This is a genomic window from Terriglobus sp. (genome assembly GCF_965201105.1).
In the GTDB taxonomy this organism is placed as follows: Bacteria; Acidobacteriota; Terriglobia; order Terriglobales; family Acidobacteriaceae; genus Terriglobus.
In genome coordinates this window covers 2756265-2777537 of the sequence record NZ_OZ241741.1, presented here as the reverse complement: position 1 = coordinate 2777537, position 21273 = coordinate 2756265, and the positions used below count along the sequence as shown (strand labels likewise).

Here is a 21273-nt window from a genome sequence, read left to right as displayed (position 1 = left end):
TTCACCCGCGCTGATGCGCACCCCCGCAGGGTACCGTGCGTGTAATTGCCGGCAGCTACCGCTCGCGCCTGCTAACGGCTCCGCGCGGCATGGACACACGGCCTACCAGCGACCGTCTGCGCGAGACGCTCTTCAACGTGTTCGCACCCAGAATCGAGGGCAGCATCTTCATCGACCTGTACGCGGGATCAGGCGCGGTCGGCATTGAGGCAGCCTCGCGGGGCGCGGCAGCCGTGTACTTTGCTGAGACGGAGCGGGCCGCGCTCACCGCGCTTCGAACCAATTTGCAGGCACTCGGCATACGTGCCCAGGTGGAAAGCGGCGGCACCCCCACGCTGCTGAAACGGCTGCTCGCGGCCGGGGAACAGGCCGGCATCGTCTTTCTCGACCCGCCCTACGAAGCAGCCGATGAGTACGACCGCACGCTGCGCTGGCTTGGCGGCGAAGGGCTGAATCTGCTCGCGCCTGGTGCCATTGTGGTTGCCGAGCACCGCAGCAAGGCACCCCTGCCGGACAGATTCGGCGCAATTGAGAGCTATCGCACGCTAAAGCAGGGCGACGCCGGACTCACGTTCTACCGCAGAGCGGCGGAGTCCGCAGATCTGCCTAGCGCATAACCGCCGCCCGTTGCGGTCCGGTGCCGCAAATCAACAGTGAAGGAAAGCTCAACGTCGTCCACCATGTCCCAACCGGTTCCGTGCACGGCGTGTTCGTCTGCCGCAAGGACCGTTACGCCCTCCCAGCTCAGCCGTGGTGTGGTCCAGACTTCGCCGTCAGCCTCAAGGATCACCAGTTCGTGGTGGGTGACGAGCGCCGTTCGGGCCTGTAACGCAACCACCGCCACAGCAGGCCGGGGCGGCAGCAGGACCGTCCGTTCCGGTGCAGCCGGCGCAACCGCGTAGGCGTACCCGCCCGCGCAGGCCAACACACCGCGATTTTCAGGTAATGCCCATAGCCCGTGCGCCACTTCGCCGCCCGCGAACCCGAGCGCGCACTGTGCAAGCCAGGCACCCACGCCATCCACGCGCACCTGTAGCCACATCGCCCCGCGTGCCAGCGCGTCCTCCTCACCGGCTACGGCAAACGGAAACGTGAACTGCCGCGCTGGACGGATCAGCGGTGGGCCAGGCAGCACCTGCGTCTCCCAGCCATCGCCAGCCAGTATCAGCGCGCCCGATTGTTCTGCGACGCTCACAGCGCATGCTCCCATCCGGCCGCCGGCAGCGGCTCCGTTCGCCCGTCCCGCTGCAGCAGTATGTCTTTCGCTCGGGTCAACCGCCCGATGCAGTGCACCGGCACGCCACCGGCGCGCTTGGGCATCCGGACGGAGGGTCGTGCCGCGAACAGAAGCTCATAATCTTCACCTCCGTGCAGCGCCAACGCGAGCCCGTCATCTTTCTCGTCCCGTGCCAGCGGATGCACGGGCAGCGCCGCCGCACGCACCACAGCGCCCACCCCCGACGCGGAGCACAGGTGATGCAGGTCGGTTGAAAGCCCGTCGCTTACGTCGATCGCGGCCGCGGCCAGCTTACGGCTGCGTAGTACCCATCCGGTCCGCAGGCGTGGCTGCGGAAACAGGTGCGGATGGTCCCCCGCTGCGCCTGCATCGCGGAACTGTCGTGGGTACTTTTGCAGGGCCGCCAGCTCAGCCGCCGCTCCACCCAGCGCTCCCGTCACATACAGCAGGTCGCCAGCGCGTGCGCCGCTTCGCCGCAGCGACGTGTCTTGCGGCGCGCTCCCGGTCAGCACAATGTCCGCAATCACCTGTTCGCCCGGCGCGGCAGCGGTGTCGCCGCCCGCCAGCGTAGTTCCGGTCACGTGCGCCAGCGCCAGCAGACCGTCCAGAAACCCATCGACCCAGGCCCGCCCGCGCGCATTCCGGCGCATCCCCGCCGGCAGCGCCAACGATAGGAAGGCGGCCAGCGGCTTTGCGCCCATGGCGGCCAGGTCGCTCAGTCCTCGCGCCAGGCACCGATGACCTACGGAACGCGCCGGGTGCACCTCGCGAAGAAAGTGCCGCGTTTCCAGAGACATGTCCGTGGTCACCAGCAGCTCGTGTCCGGCAGGCGGCTGCAAAATGGCGCAGTCGTCGCCAATGCCGAGCGTCACAGAGCGTCCGTGGTGCTGCGATCTTCCCTGGACCGACCGGATCAGCTCCAGTTCACCGCCACGCGCGTGCTGGCTGCTCCACGGTGTGGGTTGCTGGGCCATGGTTCGAGCATATTGCCAGGTTTGCTTTCATGCTGCGAAGTATTTTCCAGCAGAGTTGAACGTGCATGGCCAGAATTGGCGAGCCGAGCGGAGCAACCTTAGGTTGTGCCTCTTGTACCAGGACAGTAAACTAGAAAGGTTTGCGGTCGCACGGTCGGCCGCCTCCACTGCACTCAGCACCATGCAAGGGATTCGACTGATTTGAAAAAGCGCTTCTACGTTGTATTCGTCGCCCGTGAGTCAGATGGCAGCCTGAACAGGATTTCCGTACCCATGGAGTTTGTGTATCTCTTCGTGGGTGCCGCGGTCGTGGGTCTGTTTACCATTGCCGGGCTGGCTGGTTCGTATTCGCGCATGCTGCTCAAAGCAGAGCGATTTAACCAGGTCCGCTCTGAGCGCGACCATCTGCGCAGCGATTATGCAAAGCTTGAGCGCCGCGAGCACGAGAAAGAAGTGCAGGCTGCTTCGCTGGGTGCGCTCGCAAGCGAGGTTTCGCAGCTTTACGGTTTCACCGCAAACAAGCTTGCCGCCCCTGCTGGCCGGCTCTTTCACGGCCGCCACGACGCGCAGAGCAGCGGTACTGTTTCGGGCAAGCTGATCACGCCGACACCGGATAATTCACTCAGCACCGCCGGTTTCCAGACCAGCCTGGAGCAGTTGAGCCAGCTCAAGACCTCTGCCATGAACGGCAACGCGTCGCGTCTGATCGCGTCGGCATGGACGACCTCGCCGGTCAACAACTTCTCGCCGGCAGCCCCGGCCGGCTTCGGTCCAGACCTGCTGGCTGGCGGCAATACACCGACGTTGTGGCCGGTCGTCGGACCGATCACCTCGCCGTTCGGCGAACGGGAAGATCCCATCCTGGGCGCTGGGGAAGGCGAATTTCATAAAGGTCTCGACATCTCCGCGCCCTACGGCACGCCTATTCGCGCGACCGCTCCCGGCGTCATCCAGATGGCAGGCATCGGGAACGGCTACGGCACCGAGGTTGTGATTGACCACGGCAGCGGCATTCGTACCATCTATGGCCACATGTCTGGTCTGCATTGCACGGTCGGGCAGCAGGTTGTACGCGGACAAGTCATCGGCTTTGTGGGCCACAGCGGCCGCACCACCGGCAACCATGTGCACTACGAGGTCCGCATCCGCGACGTCCCCGTGAACCCGCATAAGTACCTTCGCTCCACCACAACGGACGTGACGGTACTGAGCGCCGGGCTGTAATCCCACCCGAAAGCTGAACAACGCGCACGCCCCATTTGCGGTGTGCGTCCGTGCTCTCCCGTAAAGAAGCTGCCGTCCGCCTCGCCTGTTCCACGTGGAATCGTGCAGCCACTTCCTTGTGGCTGAACCATTCCCGTACACTCGATGGCGCATGCGCAATCGACTGAATCGCCGTACCTTCTTGAAGCGCTCCGGCGCGACCGCTGCCATCGCTGCATTGCCCGTAGGCGTGGCGCTCGGTGCGCCGAAGCGCACGCCGACAGGTGCGTCGCAGAGCCAGACGTTTCCGCTGAACCGCGGCTGGCGCTATCGCGACACCACCACGCCTGACGCCCGCACGCGCGACTTCGATGATGCATCCTTTGCGCGCGTCTGCCTGCCGCACACCAACGTGCGCCTGCCTTGGCACAGCTTCAGCGAAAATGCTTTCCAGTTCGTCTCGGTTTACCGCCGCGATCTCAAGCTGCCTGTGAATCTGCAAGGCAAGAGCGTCTTCCTCGACTTTGAAGGCGTGATGACCGCGACCACGGTCTACCTGAACGGCCAGAAGATCGGCAGCTACAAGGGCGGATATACCCCGTTCAGCTTCGACCTGACCCAGGCGCTGGACAAGAGCGGCGGCCGCAACGTGCTTGCCGTTGAAGTCGATTCGACCGAACGCCCCGACATTCCGCCCTTCGGCAACCAGATCGATTACCTCACCTTTGGCGGCATCTATCGCGAGGTGCAGCTGCGCATCGTGCCGCAGATCGCGCATATCGAAAACATCTTCGCCATGCCGAAAGATGTGCTCTCCGCGCAACCGTCCGTCGAGGTCCGCGGCTACATGCGCACCGTCAGCTATGGCCCCAAGGGCAAGATGGCTCAGACGTTCCGGGCGGAGCTGCGCGACGGCGACCGCGTGATTGCCAGCGCAACTGCTCCAATGGTCGCCAACTATCCCGACGTAACCGCTAACGAGGACGCAGGCCAGGCGGCGGGTTGGGAGCCGTTCTCGGCCGAGGACAAGCCGCAGGCGACCGTCACGTTCACGAAGCTCGGCAAGGTGGAGCTGTGGGACCTGAACAACCCCAAGCTGTACACCGTACACGCCCAGCTGCTGGACGGTGATGGCACGTTGCTCGATGAAGCCACGCGCCGCATCGGCTTTCGCGAGGCCACCTTTACCGACCAGGGTTTCTCGCTCAACGGCAAAGTCATCAAATTGCACGGCCTTGATCGCCACCAAACCTTTCCATGGGTCGGCCAAGCCATGCCCGGCCGCGTGCAGCGCAAAGACGCCGAAATCCTTCGCAAGCAGTATCACTGCAACATCGTCCGCACCTCACACTACCCGCAGTCACGTCACTTTCTCGACGCCTGCGACGAGGTCGGCCTGCTCGTACTGGAAGAAATCCCCGGCTGGCAGTACATCGGCCCGAAGCCCTGGCAGGACATCAGCGTCGACAACGTGCGCCGCATGGTCCGCCGCGACTGGAATCATCCTTCTATCGTGCTGTGGGGTGTCCGCATCAACGAGTCGCACGACAACCACGACTTCTACACGCGCACCAACGCCCTGGCGCACGCGCTCGATCCATCGCGGCAGACCGGCGGCATCCGCTATCTCTACGACACGGAACTGCTCGAAGACGTCATGACCATGAACGACTTTGGCTTTCCGCTCAAACCGCCAAACCATCCGCGCTACCTGAACACCGAGTTCGTAGGCCACACGTATCCAACCAAGACCATCGACGCGCTCGAGCGCTTGCGCGAACACACCCACCGCCACGCGCGCGTGCACGACCAGCTCGCGTCCAATCCGCAGTACGCGGGTGGCATCGGCTGGTGCGCCTTTGACTACAACACGCATGCGAACTTCGGCTCGGGCGATCACATCTGCTACCACGGCGTCTTCGACATCTTCCGTACGCCCAAGCCCGCGGCATACCTGTACAAGTCCATGTGCGACCCCGGTGAGGAGGTCGTACTCGAACTCGGCCACCACTGGGCTCGCAACGATGAGTCGGTCGGCATCACCGCCGCTGAAATCCTCACCAATTGCGATCAGGTTAAAGCTTTCGCCCTTGACAGCAAGGGCGAGCACGAGCTGAAGGGCGCCATGGACCGCGAACTCTACCCGCACCTGCCGCATCCTCCGTTCATCTTTCCGCTAAAATCCGGTCTCGAAAACTGGGGCGACCTGCGAGTTGAGGGATACGTGAAAGGCAAGAAGGTGGTCGAGCACAGGTGGTCCGGCTCGGGCATCGATGCGAAGTTCCGCCTTGTCGCGGACGACGCTACGCTGGTCGCCGACGGCGGGGACGCCACCCGCGTGGTGCTGCGTGCCGAGGACGAGTATGGCAACATCCGACCCTTTGCCGCCGACGCGATCACGTTTGCCATCGATGGCCCGGTGGAGATCATTGGCGACAATCCCTTCGGCCTGATCGGTGGCACGGGCGCCATCTGGATTCGCGCGAAAGAGACCGCGGGCACAGCTACGCTTCGCGCCGTGCACCCGGTGCTGGGAACGCAGGAATTGCGCTTCACTGTTACGCCCGCGCCTGAGGAAACCGCATGAAGCTTTGCGGTGCAAAGCTCGTCGGGTGTGTGTGCTGCGCTCTTCTTGCGTTCACATTTGGTTGCGCCGCCTTACAGGCCGAGCTGCGTCTGCCACACGTGCTCAGCGATCACATGGTTCTGCAGCGCGAAGCTCCCATTCATATCTGGGGTTGGGCGCAACCGGGCGAAGTGGTGCATGTCAGCCTGCAACGGCCCGGCCCAGATTCCGGCAAGCCATGGACGCCAAGCTCCACAGCCGACAAACTCGGCCAGTGGAGTGTGTATCTGCCCGCGGGACCAGCCGGTGGACCCTACGACCTGCAGGTGCAGGGAACTGGCAGCAGCGTCACGCTGCACGACGTCATGGTGGGTGACCTTTGGATCGCCTCCGGTCAGTCGAACATGGAGATGCCGCTGGCCGGATTCGGCCCCACCACTCCCATCAAGGACAGCGCAAAAGAGATTGCCGCCGCCGATCATCCCGAACTGCGCCTCATGGTCGTGCCCCACACGGGCAGCGCCTATCCGCAGGATGATGTGAACGCGAGCTGGCGCCGCTGCACACCTGCCACCGCAAAGAGTTTTTCCGCTGTCGCCTACTTCTTCGGCCGCGAGATCGCCGCCAAAGAGCACGTTACCGTCGGCCTGATCGACACGACCTGGGGCGGCACACCCGCGGAGGCATGGACCAGCTTCGACGCTTTCGGCAGCAATCCGTCGCTTGCGCCTGTTTGGACGCAGTGGAGCAAATTTGTTCGCGACGAAACCGTTGAAAACGCCGTGATCGTTTCCGAAAAGCGCGACGACGACCAGCGCCGCGCAGCGGGGCAGCAACCGCTGGCGCACCCGTGGCATCCGCCGAACGATGCCTACCGGCCGGCAAGCCTATACAACGGCATGATCGCGCCGTTCACACCGCTCAGCATTCGTGGCGTCATCTGGTACCAGGGCGAGACGAACAGCCGCATTGATCGCTCCGTGCTCTACCATGAGCTCTTTCGCAGCATGATCCTCGATTGGCGCATGCATTTCGCGCAGGGGCAGTTCCCGTTCCTGTTCGCACAGATCTCCAGCTTCCGCTCCAGCCCGCAGGAGGCCTGGGGTGTGCTGCGTGATGCCCAACGCCGCACGCTGGATGTTGCCAACACTGCAATGGCGGTCACGCTCGACGTGGGACAATCCGACAACGTGCATCCGCCCGACAAGCAGACCGTCGGCTACCGGTTGGCACTCGCGGCGCGCGCCCTTGCCTACGGAGAACCGGTCAGCTACACGGGGCCGCTGTTCACCCGCGCCGACGTGGAGGGCGACCACATGCGCGTCAGCTTTCAGGATCGCGTTGCAAAGCTGCAGTGCCGCGGCGGAGGCTGCACCGGCTTTGAGATCGCGGGTGCCGACCATAAGTTCGTACCGGCCGAAGCCGTAATTGAGGGCGCGACGGTCACCGTGCACAGCGCCAGCACCGGCGATCCCCGCTATGTCCGGTATGCCTGGCCCAACGCGCCCGACGCCAACCTGCAGGACAGTGCCGGTCTGCCCGCCTCGACCTTCACCAGCGAACAGGAGATCGTTGATCCGGCACCGCGTTCTACGGCGCTCACACACGACTAGAGACGCTCATTGCTACAAAGCCATGAGCGTCGAACCTGGGCACCCGTTGCGGCTCGCCTTCATGAAGGCGGATGCGGAGCTGGAAGCAAAAAGGTTGAAGATGACGTGCGGGAGAAACCCGCACGCAGCAACGTTCTCCAGATTGCCAGCTTCCTACTCTTTAGATTGGTTGGAAATGCAGGAGGATCGTCCATGAAACGTCTGTTCTTTTGGCTCACGCTCGCTTCGGGTGTGACGGCTGCAATTCTGATGGCACGCAGAGGCGAGTCATTTGGCAGCATCACGAAAAAGGCGATCAACAATCCCTTTGGCGCGCTGGGCAATGAGCTAAAGACCGCACTTGCTCCTGAAACGCAAACCACGGCGCTACAGTCCTAAGCGCCGGCACCATGTAGCAGGCAGTAAGAAGGCCCGGCAATCGCCGGGCCTTCCACGTGCAAACAAGTTCCTATGCAACGACCTCGATACCCATCGAACGCGCCGTGCCCCTGATCGACTTGATCGCGGCCTCAACTGAAGCGGCATTCAGGTCGGGCATCTTTTGCGTGGCGATCTCGCGGACCTGCGCCTCGGTCACCTTGCCGACCTTGTTCTTGTTCGGCGTGCCCGAACCCTTTTCCAGCTTCGCGGCCTTTTTCAGCAGCACTGGCGCCGGCGGCGTCTTCGTTACAAATGTGAATGTGCGGTCCGCAAATACGGTGATGACGACCGGAATCGTCAGGCCGGCCATGCCCGGATCCTTGGTACGGTCGTTGAACTGCTTGCAGAATTCCATGATGTTGACCTGCGCCTGACCCAGCGCGGGGCCGATCGGCGGTGCCGGGGTCGCCTTGCCCGCCATCACCTGCAACTTCACATACCCATTGATCTTCTTCGGTGCCATTGTCTAAACCTCATCCGTTCTTCGTTTGCTAGTGCCGCGCTCTGGGTAGAAGCCACCGGATTACGGCTGAGTTGCTGTGCGTTGCAGAGAAGCCGCGAGCAGTTTCCGCTACTCGACGTGCTTTTCCACCTGCGAAAATTCCACTTCGGTCGGCGTCGGACGGCCGAAGATCGAGACCATCACCTTCAGGGTCTGCTTGTCTTCGTTCACGTCGTCGACCGCACCGTTGAAATTGGCAAACGGCCCCTCGGTAATGCGGACCTGCTCGCCCTTCTCGAATTTCACCTTGAGCTTCGGCTTGTCCTTCACCACGTCGGCGCGGTTCAGCATCAGCATCACTTCCTGCTCGCTCAACGGCGTGGGCGTGTCGCCCGTCTGCAGAAACCCCGTGACCTTGGGCGTGTTCTTTACCAGGTGCCACAGGTCGTTGTCCAGGTCGAGTTCCACGAAGACGTAGCCGGGTAAAAAGACGCGATCAATGGTGTACTTCTTGCCGTTGCGGAGCTCAGTGACCGGCTCGGTCGGGATCTCGATGCGGCCGACCCGCCCACCCAGGCCAAAGGCGCGCACACGGCTCTCCAGCGACTCCTTCACCTTGCGCTCGAAGCCGGAGTAGGCATGGATGATGTACCACTTCAGCTTCTGCTCGGGCTCGGTTGCCTCGGCGCCTTCCAGCGGCTCGCTCAGGCCCTCAGCGCCGTGTTTCGCCGCCATCTCTTCTTGGTCCACCTGATAAGGCTCAGTCGGAATCGCAATTGTCTCTTCTGCCATGGTGTTTTCCTGTCTGTCCGATCGAGTGGTTAATGTGTGGTCAGCTTGGTGATCATCGCGTTCAGCGTGTGGTTAATCAGGATGTCTACTAGCCAGAAAAACGCCGCAAAGGCAAACACCGTCAGGATGACCACGATCGTGGTGCTGCGGACCTCAGCCCGACTGGGCGCATTCACTTTGCGCAGTTCGCTGCGCACATCACCCAGGAATGACTTCAGCCGCTCCGGCTGCGATTTGAACCGCTCCATGCCGGTTGTCGGCTGATCGGCTACCACCATTGCTTTGGCCATACTTGCCTCTAACTTCTCTCAACTTCCAGACACGCCGCGACGCGCCTTGGATCGTACCGGTCCTGCTGTGCTTCGGAGTGGCAGGGGAGCTCGGATTCGAACCGAGAAGTTCGGTTTTGGAGACCGACAGTTTAACCGTTGAGCTTACTCCCCTACGGAGCAGCCGGCCGCCCGTGAGGACACCAGCAACCAACGTCTAAGTGTACCGAAGGTGCGGCTTTTGCTGCAACCGTGGCTGCCGGCGGCGCAGCCATTCGAATCGCAGCCGCAAACCGTCGCAGAGAAAGTCATGCGCCGGACATACCAAAGTCACGCTCCTGACATATGAAATTTGGTTGGCTTTTCGCCTCCGCCAGCACGCCTGGAATGCGGCATGCCGAACACCGTCACGAAACGTCGTCTGTCGCCAGACGCATTTTCATGCAGAAATGACGACCATCCTCGCACGTGCGGGGCTGCTCTCAGCAAGTAAGCCGAAGAGTGAAGTGCAGGAATCTCCGCGCCCGCCTCGGCAAGCAGCAGTCTCTTGTTGCGAATAATTCCTGGCTGGTGACTCGCACGTTGCACGACCCCGCCGCTTAACCGTACTGCTTACGCCAGCTCTGGCACGGAGGCTTGTTGTGTCCACCTCATCGCATCAATCGTTGCTGTTATCGACGGACAAAATATCCGCGGAACAGCTTGAAACGGATCGCAGGATCCTGGCATTTGAACGTTCGGTTCAACACCTGAACCGGCGCGGATTTCTGGGCGCCATGCTGGGTGCTGCTGCACTCGCGACTGCCGGTGTCGGCGAACTGCATGCCCAGTCCGGCGTGCCCATCGTCGATGTTCTAAATTTCGCCCTGAATCTCGAGTACCTGGAAGCAAACTTCTATTTGTATGCGTCGACCGGCAGCGGCCTTAGCTCTTCGCTGAACGGCAACGGGTCCGCCGTCCAGGGCGCACCCGGTAAGCTGCCGCTGGATTCCAACACGCTCGCCGTGTGCCGGGCGCTTGCAATGGACGAGGTCGACCACATCGCCGACTTACGTTCCGCCATATCCACCCTCGGCGGTACGCCAATCGCTCAGCCGGTCATTAACCTTGCCGCGAACGGGACGATCACGACCCAGGCGCAATTCATCGCCGCGGCCCGTCAGTTCACCGCGCTGGGCGGCTCTGCTTACATTGGCAGTGCGCAGCTGTTGGTATCAAACCCGTCGGTGCTCACTACCGCCAGTCAGATCCTGGGAGCGGAAGGGCAGCATGCGGGTGTCCTGAACTATCTGGCAGTGACCCAGGGCATCAACAGCCCGGCCATTGACGGGCAGGATGTTCCGCCCTCGGCTACGAACTACATCACTGTCGATCCCGTGCACGCCTTGTCACCACTGCGCAACACCTCGCAGGTGCTCGGCGTGGCGTATCGCGTCTCTACGGCGGGCACGGTCAACCCTCCCGGTGGCGTCACTATGGGTGGTTTCTTTCCCAACGGATTCAATGGCAACGTGAAGTCGACTTAGCCGCGCTTTCTGCACCTGCCGTGCAGGTGTGCGTTAGCAGACCTACCCCGACTTCCACGAACCGACTGCCTGGAGGCAAGTTCCAATGTCTGATTTGATGAATCATCTCGAAACGTGCGGCGAAGGCGAGATCTCGCTCACCGCCAATCGTCGCGCTTCTGCGCTGCGCGACCGGCGCGGCTTTCTTTCGACCCTCGGCCTGGCCGGTGCTGCACTCGGCGCCGGTGCCATGACCGGCTGCAGCACCGACGGTCCCATCTCTCTTCCGGGAACCACGCCCAGCGTGCTGGACGTGCTAAATTTTGCCCTCAACCTGGAATACCTGGAAGCCAGTTTCTACTCCTACGTAACGACAGGCGCAGGTCTACCGGCTGCGGACATGGGCGGCAGCCCTGGAACCGTTACAGGCGGTGCAAAGGTCACCTTCACCAACCCGATCGTGGCCAGCCTCGCCAATCAGTTGGCAACGCATGAGCGCCAACACGTGGAACTGCTTCGTGCCTCCATCACCAGCATCGGCGGCACTCCCGTTGCCATGCCGGCGATCAATCTTGCGGCAAACGGGGCTGTTACCAATGATGCGACCTTTCTGGCCGCAGCACGGCAGCTGGAAAGCGTGGGTGTCAGTGCCTATGCTGGCGGCGCGCAGTACCTTGTCTCCAGCGTCACGGCACTCAATTACGCGGCACAAATCCTGCATGCAGAGGCACAGCACGCCGGCTTCCTGCGCGAGCTCTGCATCGTCAACGGCATCTCCTCTCCCGCGGTCGACTCGCTGGACCAGGTGCCGTCCCTCTCCAAAATCTTCAACACAGACGCGACGACCGGTTTAAACCCGGTGCGCACCACGTCGCAGGTTCTGCAAATTGTGTATGGCTCGGTGGGCACACTGGGCGTGACCAAGGGCGGTTTCTTCCCCAACGGGTTGAACGGCGCCATCACGATCAGCTAGCTCCGTCGCGCCGGAATAATTCGGTTCACCCCGAACTTCCGGCGTAAGAGACCACCTCACAGTTCGCTTTTTTTCTGAGGAGACCCCATGAAGTCCGGAATCAAACACGCCGCCTCGCTTGGCCTGATGCTGGCCGCGGTCAGTGCGCAGGCGCAATTCACTCGGCTGAAGGGCGCGACCATCGCGGTCAGTGCCACCCAAGAGTTCACAACGCCCCTCACCAATAATGCGGGCCCGGTCTCCGCGACCGTCGGAACCCCACCAAACGCGTTACGTGAGACCGTCTTCGGGCAGCAGCAAGGTGCCACCAGCAAACCCGGTGTTCTGGCAACCTTCGGCTTCCATCCGGTCTCCTGGGCTGGCGTCGAGTTCAACTATCAGTTCGCGCAGTTTGAGGAGCAATACAGCTTTTACTACGCCGCTACTCCGGGCACACACCGGTTCGCCCCGACCGCCGTTGCCTTCCACGAAGCGACAGCGGCGTATCAATTCCATCCGCCGCACATCAAATTTCAGCCATACGTGAACGTAGGTGGTGGTGCCGTCGACTTTCTACCGTACCTGGCGAGCAACCAGTGGCGTGGCGCGGGTCTGGTCGAAACCGGCTTCGACATCCCGACGAAATCGCCGCACCTCGCTATCCGCATTCAGGGACGCGTTCTAATTTACCGTGCGCCAAACTTCAACAACAGCGCACTCAGCACACGAGGCTGGGTCGCCACGGAAGAGCCGACGGCCGGCTTCGTCTATCGCTTCTAGGCTAGGGATAGGAAAGTGAAAGGTTTTAGAGCATTCCCCACTCAGGTATAGCTTCCGTTCATCTAGGAGTGTCATCCTGACCCTGAGCTTGCCGAAGGGGAAGGATCTGCTTTCTTCTCGGAGCAGCACTACGCCTCGATGAGAACAGCTTTAGCGGGGCGGAACGGACGCGCTAAGCTGAGCAAAGAACCACGACGCGCTAAGCTGAGCAAAGAACCACATCGCTCCAAACACAAGGGCCGCATCTGTCGATGCGGCCCTTGGTGTGTTGCTTGTGATTGCCTGCGGGAGCGGCGGATGCGCGCGAAGCGTATCCGCCGCACGCCGTGCTTACTTGAGGATGTCGGTGATGGTTCCGGCGCCGACGGTGCGTCCGCCTTCGCGGATGGCGAAGCGGAGGCCCTTTTCCATCGCCACCGGGGTGTGCAGCGTGATTTCCAGGCTCACGTTGTCGCCCGGCATCACCATCTCCGTGCCCTCCGGCAGCTTGGCCGATCCCGTCACGTCCGTCGTCCGGAAGTAAAACTGGGGACGGTAGCCGTTGAAAAACGGGGTGTGGCGTCCGCCTTCCTCCTTCGACAGAACATAGATCTCGCCCTTGAACTGGGTGTGCGGCGTGATCGATCCAGGCTTGGCCAACACCATGCCGCGCTCCACGTCTTCCTTGGCGATGCCGCGCAGCAACAGACCCGCGTTGTCGCCCGCCAGACCCTCGTCCAGCTGCTTCTTGAACATCTCCACGCCCGTCACCACCGTCTGCCGGGTGTCCCGGAAGCCGACGATCTCCGCAGGCCCGCCCACGTTGATCTTGCCACGCTCGATGCGGCCCGTCACCACCGTGCCACGGCCCGAGATCGAAAAGATATCCTCGATCGGCATCAGAAACGGCAGATCGACCAGGCGATCGGGTTGCGGCACCGTCGCGTCCACCGCCGCCATCAGCTCGTCGATCTTGGCTTCCCACTTCGCTTCGCCGTTCAAGGCGCCCAGCGCAGAGCCGCGGATCACCGGAACGTCGTCGCCCGGGAAGTCATACTTCGACAGGAGCTCGCGGACTTCCATCTCCACCAGGTCCGTCAGCTCCTCGTCTTCCACCGAATCGCACTTGTTCAGAAACACAACAATGTACGGAACGCCCACCTGCCGGGCCAAGAGAACGTGCTCCTTGGTCTGCGGCATCGGGCCGTCCGTCGCCGCCACCACAAGGATCGCGCCGTCCATCTGCGCCGCGCCCGTGATCATGTTCTTGATGTAATCCGCGTGGCCAGGGCAGTCCACGTGCGCATAGTGACGGTTCGCCGTCTCATACTCCACGTGCGCCGTCGCAATCGTAATGCCGCGCTCCCGCTCTTCCGGAGCGTTGTCAATCGTGTCAAACGACCGAAACGCAATCTTCGGGTTGTGCTTCGACAACACCTTCGTGATCGCCGCCGTCAACGTCGTCTTGCCGTGATCAATGTGCCCAATCGTCCCCACATTCACGTGAGGCTTCGAACGATCAAACTTTTCCTTCGCCATCTGAGTACTTGCTCCTGAGATTTAAGCCGTTTGCCAAGCGGCTTCCTATGGTTTGCGGAACATGGTTCGGGCTGCCGCACCGCGCGGCTCCAAGCCCAGGGAAACTTTAGTTCGGACGGTCGTTGGTTTCGCTTTCGTCCTTTACATACATGTGGGTCGTCTTCGTAACGCCACCCTTAAAGATCTTCCGAATACCCTGACGCAGCGCCACGTCGCTCTGTAGTAACACGTCACGTACCGGCTGCTCGGGACGACCACGAAATGAGGTCACATGAAAATATTCATGATCTTCCAACGGCTTCTCAGAGAAGTAATAGTTGGATACACAGCAGCGCGAACGCTCTACGTTCACCTTGCTTACGGAATGCCACGACTTCTCATGCGTGGCCATTAAGGCAAGCCGATTGAAGCAGCTTGTAATCTCACGCTGCGGATGTTTCGGACCCTCATCCCACAGCTCCAGGTTGCCGCCGTTCTGATGGCTCCACTCCGGAGTTACGTAGTAGAGCAGGTTCAGCACGCGATAGGCCTGGCGGTTCTTGTCGTGCGAGTTATCCAGATGTGGGTTCAGGAAATTGTCCTTTGCCATCAAACTGATCCCACCGGCATACAGGTGCGTGTCCGGAATCATGTCGGCGATACCCGTGATCTCCTCAACAATCTTGACCACACCCGGTTCCTGAAACGCGTAGATAATTTCTTCCAGAATGGGCGTGTACTTGTCCATCTGCGCTGCGACGTACTTATTTTCGCGCAGGCTCTTACGAAGCATCATGGTTTCTTTTGCAGGAAACGCAGCGTTGATCTCGCGAGCCTCGGCTTCGGGCAACAGGTTGTCGATATAGCAGCTCTGCACGACATACTTCGGAAATTCGTCGCGAAGCCGCGGCAGCTCTTCGCGCAGGCGTTCCTCGATCATTTTTCCGTACTGCTGACGATTCAACATGGGGAAGAACTCCTGGGCTCAGTAGTAAGCGTAGACCTTGAGGAACTTCTGGCGGAGTTCCGGATCCACCTGCTCCAGCGTGCTCAGGTACAGTTCGCGAATCATTCCCTGGTCGCCATCGCCCAGCTTATCGTAGTCGGTCGATGCTGCCGGCCCCAGTTTGCCGGCATGTAGCACCTGCTCGAACTCGCGGACGCGTAGCTTGCCCGACTGCAAGGACGACAGGAACCCGGCAACCTTGCCGCTCGAAAATGAGCTTTCGATCGCCTGACGAACCGTCCCAAATGCTTCCGGATTGCCCACCGCAATCATTGCCTGTTCGTACATGACTGAACCACTACCTCGACCGTAGAACTTTGGAGCGGGAGACGGGGATCGAACCCGCGACCAACAGCTTGGAAGGCTGTGACTCTACCACTGAGTTACTCCCGCGCGAGGAGCGGCGAGTCAGCAAGTCAGCGAGAAAGGCTGCGCCTTGTCAGCGGATCAGCTCTCTGCGCCGGCGAACGCATCGCCTTACCTCGAACAATCTGGAGCTGATGGAGGGGCTTGAACCCTCGACCTCTCCCTTACCAAGGGAGTGCTCTGCCACTGAGCTACATCAGCCTGCCGATGAACGCGCTAGCCGCGATCCATCTGCGTGCGTTCCGTGTTCTGCTGCCGCATGCGGCCAATCAGTACCCGAAACGCGAAAAACCCCAATACTACCCACGACAACGTCCGGTATTTTCCCGGATCCATTGTGAGCCAAACCCCAAGCGCGGCCCCCGCAATCACGACCAGTGCGACGGCCATACGCCCCTGCGATCCCGGACCGCCCATGTATGCCTTCACGTCTTTCACAGGCCGGGAAGTGGTGCACAGGGGAGGATTCGAACCTCCGTAACGCGATGCGTGGCAGATTTACAGTCTGCTGCCATTAACCACTCGGCCACCTGTGCCCGGTTTGCGCCTGCTGCATGAGAAGGATGGGAACTGGAGCTGGCGAAGGGATTTGAACCCCCGACCCTCTGATTACAAATCAGATGCTCTACCGGCTGAGCTACGCCAGCCCTTCACACCGGCCACCAACACCGGAAAAAGACCAGGCCAACACACCGCCCCATACAGCAAACAACGCTGCCAAAAGATGCGCAGCGCTACAACTGAATGTAGCACAGAATCGACACTCGAAACGCCGACGAGCCCTGCGCCGCGGCTCAGCTCGCAAACACCGTCCGATTCAGGAAATCATTGCGGAACTTGCTCTGCGGATCCAGCTTCTTCGCCAGGTCGCGATACTGCTGCATCTCCGGGTACCGGCTCTGCAGGGTCTTTGCGTCCACGGTGAAGATTTTGCCCCAGTGCGGCCGCACTTGAAACGGCGCCAGCTCCGCCTCGATTGCCGGCAAGAGCGCCCGCACGGCGTCTTCCTGCGGCTTCCAGGTGAAATGGATCGCCAGTGAGTCACGCTTGTAGTTCATGCTCATCGGCAGATCGTCCGCCGCGATCGTGCGCAACTCCGTGATGAGCAGGTGCGGCGTGATCCGATCCTTCAGCGTCTCGATGGCGCGAATCGCTTCGTACCCATGTTCGCGCGCAACAAAGAACTCACTCTGCAACTCCTCACCGCTGGACGGTGTGAACTCCATCTTGAAGTGCGGCAGCCGCGCGTACCAGGGCCCCACGCTGCCCATCTGCTCGGTGCAGTTCTGCGCGGGCATTTCACGCAAAGGATGCAGCTTCACTTTCTGCAGCGTCGCGCCGTAGAACTCCTTCGGCAGCGCCTCATATGCCGACGGCGTCACGCCCGGCTGCACCTTCTGCTTCAACCACACCTGGGTGGCGCGGTTACTCTGCCACGTGGTAAACAGGCTCACGCTGTAGGCCGCACCCAGGATTGCTTCCATGTTGTGCTGCAACTGGTCGAACGATAGATCCTCGTAGACCACCTGCGTCATATTGAAGCGCGGCAACAGATCCAGCGTCACCGCGGTCACAATGCCAAGGCCGCCTATGTGCACCACGGCTGTTTTGAATACCTCGCCGTCATGGTCGCGCGATAAAAGCAGCACGTTCCCATCCGCCGTCACCATTTCCAACCCACAAACTGCCGTCGCCAGATTGCCGTTATGGACGCCTGATCCATGTGTGGCGGTCGCGATCGTACCGCCCACGCTGATATGGGGCAGCGACGCCAGACTATGCAGCGCATAGCCGGCCTGGTCCAGCACTGGTGCAAGCTCGCCATACGCGACACCCGCGCCCACGGTTGCCGTCTTCGCCGCGGCATCTATGTGCACCGACTTCACCGCGCGCATGCTGATCTGCGCATCATGGGAATCCGCCGAGTCATTGAACGAGTGCCGCGATCCCAGCCCCTTCAGCTTTGGATTCGCACGCACGATCTGCTGCACTTCGTCCAGCGTCGTCGGTGCATATACACGGCCGGTGCGAAAGTGCAGATTCCTCGACCAGTTTGTGCGCGGTATGGCGGCGTGATCGTTCAAGAAAGCTCCCTACCCCAGCGTAAGCCGAGACAGCGTCCCCCGTACCCGCCAGCACGGCCGAGCCCTGCAAAAGTGTGCGGCGGTTCATGCGCAACCTTATACGTTGCGGGCCGCGCACCACCCTGCGATATGCTTCGTCCAACCGACAAAACGTCGTCAGAACGTCGCCCAAGGAGCCTTGCCGTGCGCACCACCTTCAAGCTCTTCTGCCTCATCCCGCTTGTGCTTGCCCTGAACGCTGTTTGTCTCGCGCAGGATGAGGGCCCACTGCCCGCGTTGCAGCGCCAGCAGGATCAGAACCACGCTCGGCAGAGCGAAGCCGACTCCGCCAACACGGCCACGGCCTCCGTACATCGCGATCCGCAGGTGCTCGACAATGCCGCGATTATCCGAATGACCAAGGCAGACATTAGCGACAGCATCATTCGTCAGGCGATCAATACGCAGCCCGTCAACTTCCAGACAGGCCCGGACGACCTGATTGCATTGAAGAACGCTGGAGTTAGCCAGCCGATCATCAGCGCCATGCTGGCGCGCAGCAGCGGCCTCGCACAGCGTCCTATATTCAGGGCGCCCGGCCAGATGCCTCTCGCAAGCAATCGAGTCGTGATGAACGCGCCGGTCGAGGTCACCCCGCTCTCTCCGGAAGTGGACGATCCTGGCCTGTATTTCAAAAACAAGCAGGGTCAGTGGGAGGCGGTCTCGCCCGAACTGATCACCTATCGCGACGGCGGTGCACTTAAAAGTCTGCTCACCAACAACATCGTCAAGAAAGATCTAAACGGCCAGATCACTGGTCCAAAGTCTTCCTTGCAGATCGAACCTGGCACCGAGATGCTGATCCTGGCACCTCGCCTCTGCGACCCAGTGGAATACGTCATCGTGCGCTTTCGCGAAAAATCGGATCGCCGCGAATTCCGGGTCAGGACGGGCAATGTCTTCCACTCCGAAACCGGCGCTGGCCACGACCAGCTTGAGCTTCCGATCCGTAAAGTCTCACCACGGATCTTCAGCTTCACCGTACCGCCGGACATCGCCAAAGGTGAATTTGGTGTTCTGCCGCCCGGCAATGCCAATGCTGCTGGGATGGTCTACGCAGGTAAGATGTATACGTTTCGCGTCAGCAATTAGATATCCGCTATCCTGACCCCGTGCCGAAACTGCCTCGATTGCGTCGACGCACCCTCTACTCGCTGCTGGCGGCTCTGGTGCTGGTCGTCGCGCTCGCCGTGATTCTCCTCCTGCGCTTCCACGCGCCGCCGGAGGTCGCACGCTTATTGCCCGAGTCCGACGCGATCGTCTACTTCAACCTGAAACCCGTTCGCGCCGCCACCCACTTCGATGAAAAGCCCGTACAGCCAGCGCCGGACTACGCGCAATTCGTCAACAGCACCGGGTTTCGGTGGGAGCGCGACCTGGACCGCATCGCCGTCGCGCTGCACCGCATGCCCGACCCCAAAGGGCCAAACGGTCCGGTCGCCTACTCCGCCGTAGCCGAGGGCCGCTTCGACGCGACCCGTCTCTCCGCTTGGCTGCAGGCCAATAGCCGCGCCACCGAAACCTACGCCGGTCACACCATCTACACCGTTCCCGGGCAGGAAGGCCGCACCCTCCGCATCGCGCCGCTCGGCTTCGACATCCTCGCGGCCTCCAACATGCCCACCGCCGAACAAATTCATTCCATGCTCGACCGCTACGGCGCGGGCGCGTCCCCCTTCAGCGGTTCCTCGGTGCTCACCGCGCACTATCACGACGTGCCGTATTTTTCCCTGGCCTGGGGCATCGGGCATGTCGCCCTGCCATTTTCCGAAAACGGACACGTTCAGGTCTTCGGCGTTCCGTTGCCGCTCAGCGAGGACACGGACTTCGTTGCCTCGGTCACCTACCGCACGGCGCTGCACCTCCGAGTCGAAGACTTTGCGCCCTCTGAGCAGGACGCTGCGCAGACCACGACAAACCTGCAGACCATCCTCAACCTGCTCCGCGCCTTCGTGCCAGATGGCGGCACCGCCAATCAGCAGGCGCTCCATCGTGCCTTCGCCTCGGTAGGGGTGCAGCAGCAGAAGAGCCATGTTCTGCTGAACGCAGACATCCCGATCGAGCTACTTCGCGCCAGCGCCAGTTCGCGATAAGGCAAACGATGGCCGCGCTGCGATAGCATCAAGGGCATGATGCGCCGCGTTCTGATCCCTACTCTCCTGGCGATGCCGCTTGCCGCCACGCTTCTCGCGCAAACTCTGCCGGCCCAGACGTCCACACCGAAAACCGGGCAGTCCGCATTTGAGGATGCCTTGGAACAGAAGCCCGGCAATCGCATCCACATCACCGTGGCCGACCTGCCCACGCCGCATGAGGACGAGTCAGTGGACAACGGGCCGTCGCTCTCGCCGCGCGACGGTGCCGTGCCCAGCGTGCCCGCCGGCTACAAAGTTGAGTTGTACAGCGAAGGTGAATGGCAGAATCCCCGCCTGGCGCGCACTGCTCCCAACGGCGACATCTTCGTCGCTGATTCCAAAGCGGGCAAAATCTACGTTCTTCGCGGCGTCGGCCCAGACGGCAAGGCGCAGCAGAAGGAGGTCTTCGCCTCCGTTGAGCAGTTCGACAACGAAAAAGGCAAGACGCTGCCGTTTGGCATCAACTTCTATCCCGCCGTTAACCCCAAGTGGGTCTACGTCGCCAACACCATCAACGTGGTCAAGTTCCCCTACAAGGCAGGCGATCTGCACAGCAGCGGCCCGGCAGAGATTGTCGTCAAGGAACTGCCCGGCTTCGCCCAGCTTCGCGGCGGCGGGCACTGGACGCGTGACGTCGTCTTCTCCAAGGACGGCACCCGCATGTTTGTCTCCGTCGGCTCGCGTTCCAACGTGGACGACACCGACAACAATCCCGGTGAGTTCCACCGCGCCGACGTGCTTGAGTACAAACCCGACGGCACTTTTGTAAAGGTGTACGCCTATGGCATCCGCAATTGTGTCGGGGAAGCGATTAACCCCATCAGCGGCGACCTTTGGTGCTCCACCAACGAGCGCGACCGCCTTGGCAATCACCTGGTGCCCGACTACATCACTCACGTGCAGGAGGGCGGTTTCTACGGCTGGCCGTTCTATTACATGGGCGGAGCGAAGGGCGGCGTGCAGGACCCGCGCCACATCGGTAAGCACCCGGAGCTGCAGAGCAAAGTGATTACGCCAGACGTGCTGGTGCAGCCGCACATGGCATCGCTCGAAATGCTCTTCTACCCGGCAAACGAAAAGGGAGCTTCCGCGTTCCCGGCCTCGATTGACGGCGACATCTTCGCTGCCGAGCACGGCTCCTGGAACCGGAAAAACCGCGCCGGGTATGAGGTCGTCCACGCCTTTGTGCACGACGGCAAGGCCACCGGCGAGTACGAGGATTTCGTCACCGGCTTCGTCACCCCCGACGGCAAGGTTTGGGGTCGTCCCGTCGGCGTAACGGTCGGCAAGGATGGTGCTTTGTATGTCGTCGAAGACGGTGCCAACACCATCTGGCGCGTCACCTACACCGGCAACCGCCAGACGGCCAGCAAGTAGCGGTGCAGGTGGCTTT

The 21273-nt window shown here is 61.5% G+C and carries 21 protein-coding genes and 5 tRNA genes; 11 read left to right on the top strand and 15 right to left on the bottom strand.

Features of this window, described 5'->3' with window-relative positions; translation table 11 throughout:
* The first annotated feature begins 35 nt into the window (after positions 1-35).
* On the top strand, positions 36-617 hold the full coding sequence (rsmD, locus tag ACOFKT_RS12175) for a 16S rRNA (guanine(966)-N(2))-methyltransferase RsmD (protein ID WP_419804254.1): 582 nt from the start codon (positions 36-38) through the stop codon (positions 615-617).
* Here the strand turns inward: rsmD and ACOFKT_RS12170 are convergent.
* Together ACOFKT_RS12170 and thiL are read right to left on the bottom strand one after the other, a co-directional pair.
* Positions 575-1195 carry a hypothetical protein gene (locus ACOFKT_RS12170; RefSeq protein ID WP_419804253.1) on the bottom strand — a complete coding sequence of 207 codons (621 nt, stop codon included), beginning with the start codon at positions 1193-1195 and terminating at the stop codon, positions 575-577. The two genes, rsmD and ACOFKT_RS12170, sit on opposite strands and share 43 nt — an antisense overlap.
* Complete coding sequence (thiL, locus tag ACOFKT_RS12165) at positions 1192-2211, bottom strand: thiamine-phosphate kinase (RefSeq protein ID WP_419804252.1); 1020 nt, start codon at positions 2209-2211, stop codon at positions 1192-1194. The genes ACOFKT_RS12170 and thiL overlap by 4 nt, the downstream gene beginning before the upstream one ends.
* A 273-nt stretch (positions 2212-2484) precedes the next feature.
* Here thiL and ACOFKT_RS12160 point away from each other — a divergent pair, with 273 nt between their 5' ends.
* From ACOFKT_RS12160 to ACOFKT_RS12145, 4 genes are all read left to right on the top strand, one after another.
* Positions 2485-3435, top strand: a complete 951-nt coding sequence (locus ACOFKT_RS12160) for a M23 family metallopeptidase (RefSeq protein ID WP_419804251.1) — start codon at positions 2485-2487, stop codon at positions 3433-3435.
* A gap of 151 nt (positions 3436-3586) precedes the next feature.
* Entirely contained in the window at positions 3587-6001 is a 2415-nt protein-coding gene (locus tag ACOFKT_RS12155; RefSeq protein WP_419804250.1) for a glycoside hydrolase family 2 TIM barrel-domain containing protein, read from the top strand.
* Entirely contained in the window at positions 5998-7593 is a 1596-nt protein-coding gene (locus tag ACOFKT_RS12150; protein ID WP_419804249.1) for a sialate O-acetylesterase, read from the top strand. The genes ACOFKT_RS12155 and ACOFKT_RS12150 overlap by 4 nt, the downstream gene beginning before the upstream one ends.
* Before the next feature lie 192 nt (positions 7594-7785).
* Positions 7786-7971 (top strand): hypothetical protein, encoded by a 186-nt coding sequence (locus ACOFKT_RS12145; protein ID WP_419804248.1) that lies wholly within the window; start codon positions 7786-7788, stop codon positions 7969-7971.
* A 70-nt stretch (positions 7972-8041) separates the two neighbouring features.
* Here the strand turns inward: ACOFKT_RS12145 and rplK are convergent, their stop codons facing one another.
* From rplK to ACOFKT_RS12125, 4 genes are all read right to left on the bottom strand, one after another.
* Positions 8042-8476 carry a 50S ribosomal protein L11 gene (rplK, locus tag ACOFKT_RS12140; protein WP_419804247.1) on the bottom strand — a complete coding sequence of 145 codons (435 nt, stop codon included), beginning with the start codon at positions 8474-8476 and terminating at the stop codon, positions 8042-8044.
* 108 nt (positions 8477-8584) lie between these two features.
* Complete coding sequence (gene nusG / locus ACOFKT_RS12135) at positions 8585-9247, bottom strand: transcription termination/antitermination protein NusG (protein WP_419804246.1); 663 nt, start codon at positions 9245-9247, stop codon at positions 8585-8587.
* A gap of 29 nt (positions 9248-9276) precedes the next feature.
* Entirely contained in the window at positions 9277-9537 is a 261-nt protein-coding gene (gene secE / locus ACOFKT_RS12130; RefSeq protein WP_419804245.1) for a preprotein translocase subunit SecE, read from the bottom strand.
* A 78-nt stretch (positions 9538-9615) separates the two neighbouring features.
* Positions 9616-9691: transfer RNA gene (locus ACOFKT_RS12125), tRNA-Trp, on the bottom strand.
* A 466-nt stretch (positions 9692-10157) separates the two neighbouring features.
* Here ACOFKT_RS12125 and ACOFKT_RS12120 point away from each other — a divergent pair.
* The 3 genes from ACOFKT_RS12120 (at position 10158) to ACOFKT_RS12110 (ending at position 12753) form a co-directional block, all read left to right on the top strand.
* Entirely contained in the window at positions 10158-11042 is an 885-nt protein-coding gene (locus ACOFKT_RS12120) for a ferritin-like domain-containing protein (RefSeq protein WP_419804244.1), read from the top strand.
* A gap of 85 nt (positions 11043-11127) precedes the next feature.
* Entirely contained in the window at positions 11128-11994 is an 867-nt protein-coding gene (locus tag ACOFKT_RS12115) for a ferritin-like domain-containing protein (protein ID WP_419804243.1), read from the top strand.
* Between the two features lie 87 nt (positions 11995-12081).
* A complete protein-coding gene (locus ACOFKT_RS12110) occupies positions 12082-12753 on the top strand; it encodes a hypothetical protein (RefSeq protein ID WP_419804242.1) in 672 nt (223 codons plus the stop codon).
* Positions 12754-13083: 330 nt separating this feature from the next.
* Here ACOFKT_RS12110 and tuf read toward each other — a convergent pair whose 3' ends face one another.
* The 9 genes from tuf to ACOFKT_RS12065 all read right to left on the bottom strand — a co-directional run bounded on the left by tuf (position 13084) and on the right by ACOFKT_RS12065 (position 17706).
* Positions 13084-14271, bottom strand: a complete 1188-nt coding sequence (gene tuf / locus ACOFKT_RS12105) for an elongation factor Tu (RefSeq protein ID WP_419804213.1) — start codon at positions 14269-14271, stop codon at positions 13084-13086.
* Positions 14272-14377: 106 nt separating this feature from the next.
* Positions 14378-15217: a 2OG-Fe(II) oxygenase gene (locus ACOFKT_RS12100; RefSeq protein ID WP_419804241.1), complete on the bottom strand. Its 840-nt coding sequence runs from the start codon at positions 15215-15217 to the stop codon at positions 14378-14380.
* Positions 15218-15235: 18 nt separating this feature from the next.
* Positions 15236-15544, bottom strand: coding sequence for a hypothetical protein (locus ACOFKT_RS12095; protein ID WP_419804240.1), 309 nt, complete (start codon positions 15542-15544; stop codon positions 15236-15238).
* A 30-nt stretch (positions 15545-15574) separates the two neighbouring features.
* A tRNA-Gly gene (locus ACOFKT_RS12090) sits at positions 15575-15649 on the bottom strand.
* A gap of 99 nt (positions 15650-15748) precedes the next feature.
* Positions 15749-15823 (bottom strand) — tRNA-Thr (locus ACOFKT_RS12085).
* A 15-nt stretch (positions 15824-15838) separates the two neighbouring features.
* Positions 15839-16051 (bottom strand): hypothetical protein, encoded by a 213-nt coding sequence (locus ACOFKT_RS12080; RefSeq protein ID WP_419804239.1) that lies wholly within the window; start codon positions 16049-16051, stop codon positions 15839-15841.
* A 20-nt stretch (positions 16052-16071) separates the two neighbouring features.
* A tRNA-Tyr gene (locus tag ACOFKT_RS12075) sits at positions 16072-16158 on the bottom strand.
* 35 nt (positions 16159-16193) lie between these two features.
* Positions 16194-16269 (bottom strand) — tRNA-Thr (locus tag ACOFKT_RS12070).
* 147 nt (positions 16270-16416) lie between these two features.
* The gene (locus tag ACOFKT_RS12065) at positions 16417-17706 is read right to left on the bottom strand and encodes an FAD-binding protein (RefSeq protein WP_419804238.1); all 1290 of its coding nucleotides are present in this window, start codon (positions 17704-17706) and stop codon (positions 16417-16419) included.
* Between the two features lie 276 nt (positions 17707-17982).
* Here ACOFKT_RS12065 and ACOFKT_RS12060 point away from each other — a divergent pair, with 276 nt between their 5' ends.
* From ACOFKT_RS12060 to ACOFKT_RS12050, 3 genes are read left to right on the top strand one after another with little or no spacing between them, the layout of a single operon-like run.
* A complete protein-coding gene (locus ACOFKT_RS12060; protein WP_419804237.1) occupies positions 17983-18837 on the top strand; it encodes a hypothetical protein in 855 nt (284 codons plus the stop codon).
* A gap of 20 nt (positions 18838-18857) precedes the next feature.
* The gene (locus tag ACOFKT_RS12055) at positions 18858-19838 is read left to right on the top strand and encodes a hypothetical protein (RefSeq protein WP_419804236.1); all 981 of its coding nucleotides are present in this window, start codon (positions 18858-18860) and stop codon (positions 19836-19838) included.
* 36 nt (positions 19839-19874) lie between these two features.
* The gene (locus tag ACOFKT_RS12050; RefSeq protein ID WP_419804235.1) at positions 19875-21257 is read left to right on the top strand and encodes a PQQ-dependent sugar dehydrogenase; all 1383 of its coding nucleotides are present in this window, start codon (positions 19875-19877) and stop codon (positions 21255-21257) included.
* Positions 21258-21273: the final 16 nt, after the last annotated feature.

Coding starts and splice junctions, on each gene's coding strand:
- ACOFKT_RS12095 (WP_419804240.1), bottom strand. CDS start 15,544: ATGTACGAACAGGCAATGATTGCGGTGGGCAATCCGGAAGCATTTGGG.
- ACOFKT_RS12115 (WP_419804243.1), top strand. CDS start 11,128: ATGTCTGATTTGATGAATCATCTCGAAACGTGCGGCGAAGGCGAGATC.
- thiL (WP_419804252.1), bottom strand. CDS start 2,211: ATGGCCCAGCAACCCACACCGTGGAGCAGCCAGCACGCGCGTGGCGGT.
- ACOFKT_RS12050 (WP_419804235.1), top strand. CDS start 19,875: ATGATGCGCCGCGTTCTGATCCCTACTCTCCTGGCGATGCCGCTTGCC.
- ACOFKT_RS12150 (WP_419804249.1), top strand. CDS start 5,998: ATGAAGCTTTGCGGTGCAAAGCTCGTCGGGTGTGTGTGCTGCGCTCTT.
- ACOFKT_RS12155 (WP_419804250.1), top strand. CDS start 3,587: ATGCGCAATCGACTGAATCGCCGTACCTTCTTGAAGCGCTCCGGCGCG.
- ACOFKT_RS12160 (WP_419804251.1), top strand. CDS start 2,485: ATGGAGTTTGTGTATCTCTTCGTGGGTGCCGCGGTCGTGGGTCTGTTT.
- tuf (WP_419804213.1), bottom strand. CDS start 14,271: ATGGCGAAGGAAAAGTTTGATCGTTCGAAGCCTCACGTGAATGTGGGG.
- rplK (WP_419804247.1), bottom strand. CDS start 8,476: ATGGCACCGAAGAAGATCAATGGGTATGTGAAGTTGCAGGTGATGGCG.
- secE (WP_419804245.1), bottom strand. CDS start 9,537: ATGGCCAAAGCAATGGTGGTAGCCGATCAGCCGACAACCGGCATGGAG.
- ACOFKT_RS12110 (WP_419804242.1), top strand. CDS start 12,082: ATGAAGTCCGGAATCAAACACGCCGCCTCGCTTGGCCTGATGCTGGCC.
- nusG (WP_419804246.1), bottom strand. CDS start 9,247: ATGGCAGAAGAGACAATTGCGATTCCGACTGAGCCTTATCAGGTGGAC.
- ACOFKT_RS12100 (WP_419804241.1), bottom strand. CDS start 15,217: ATGTTGAATCGTCAGCAGTACGGAAAAATGATCGAGGAACGCCTGCGC.
- ACOFKT_RS12145 (WP_419804248.1), top strand. CDS start 7,786: ATGAAACGTCTGTTCTTTTGGCTCACGCTCGCTTCGGGTGTGACGGCT.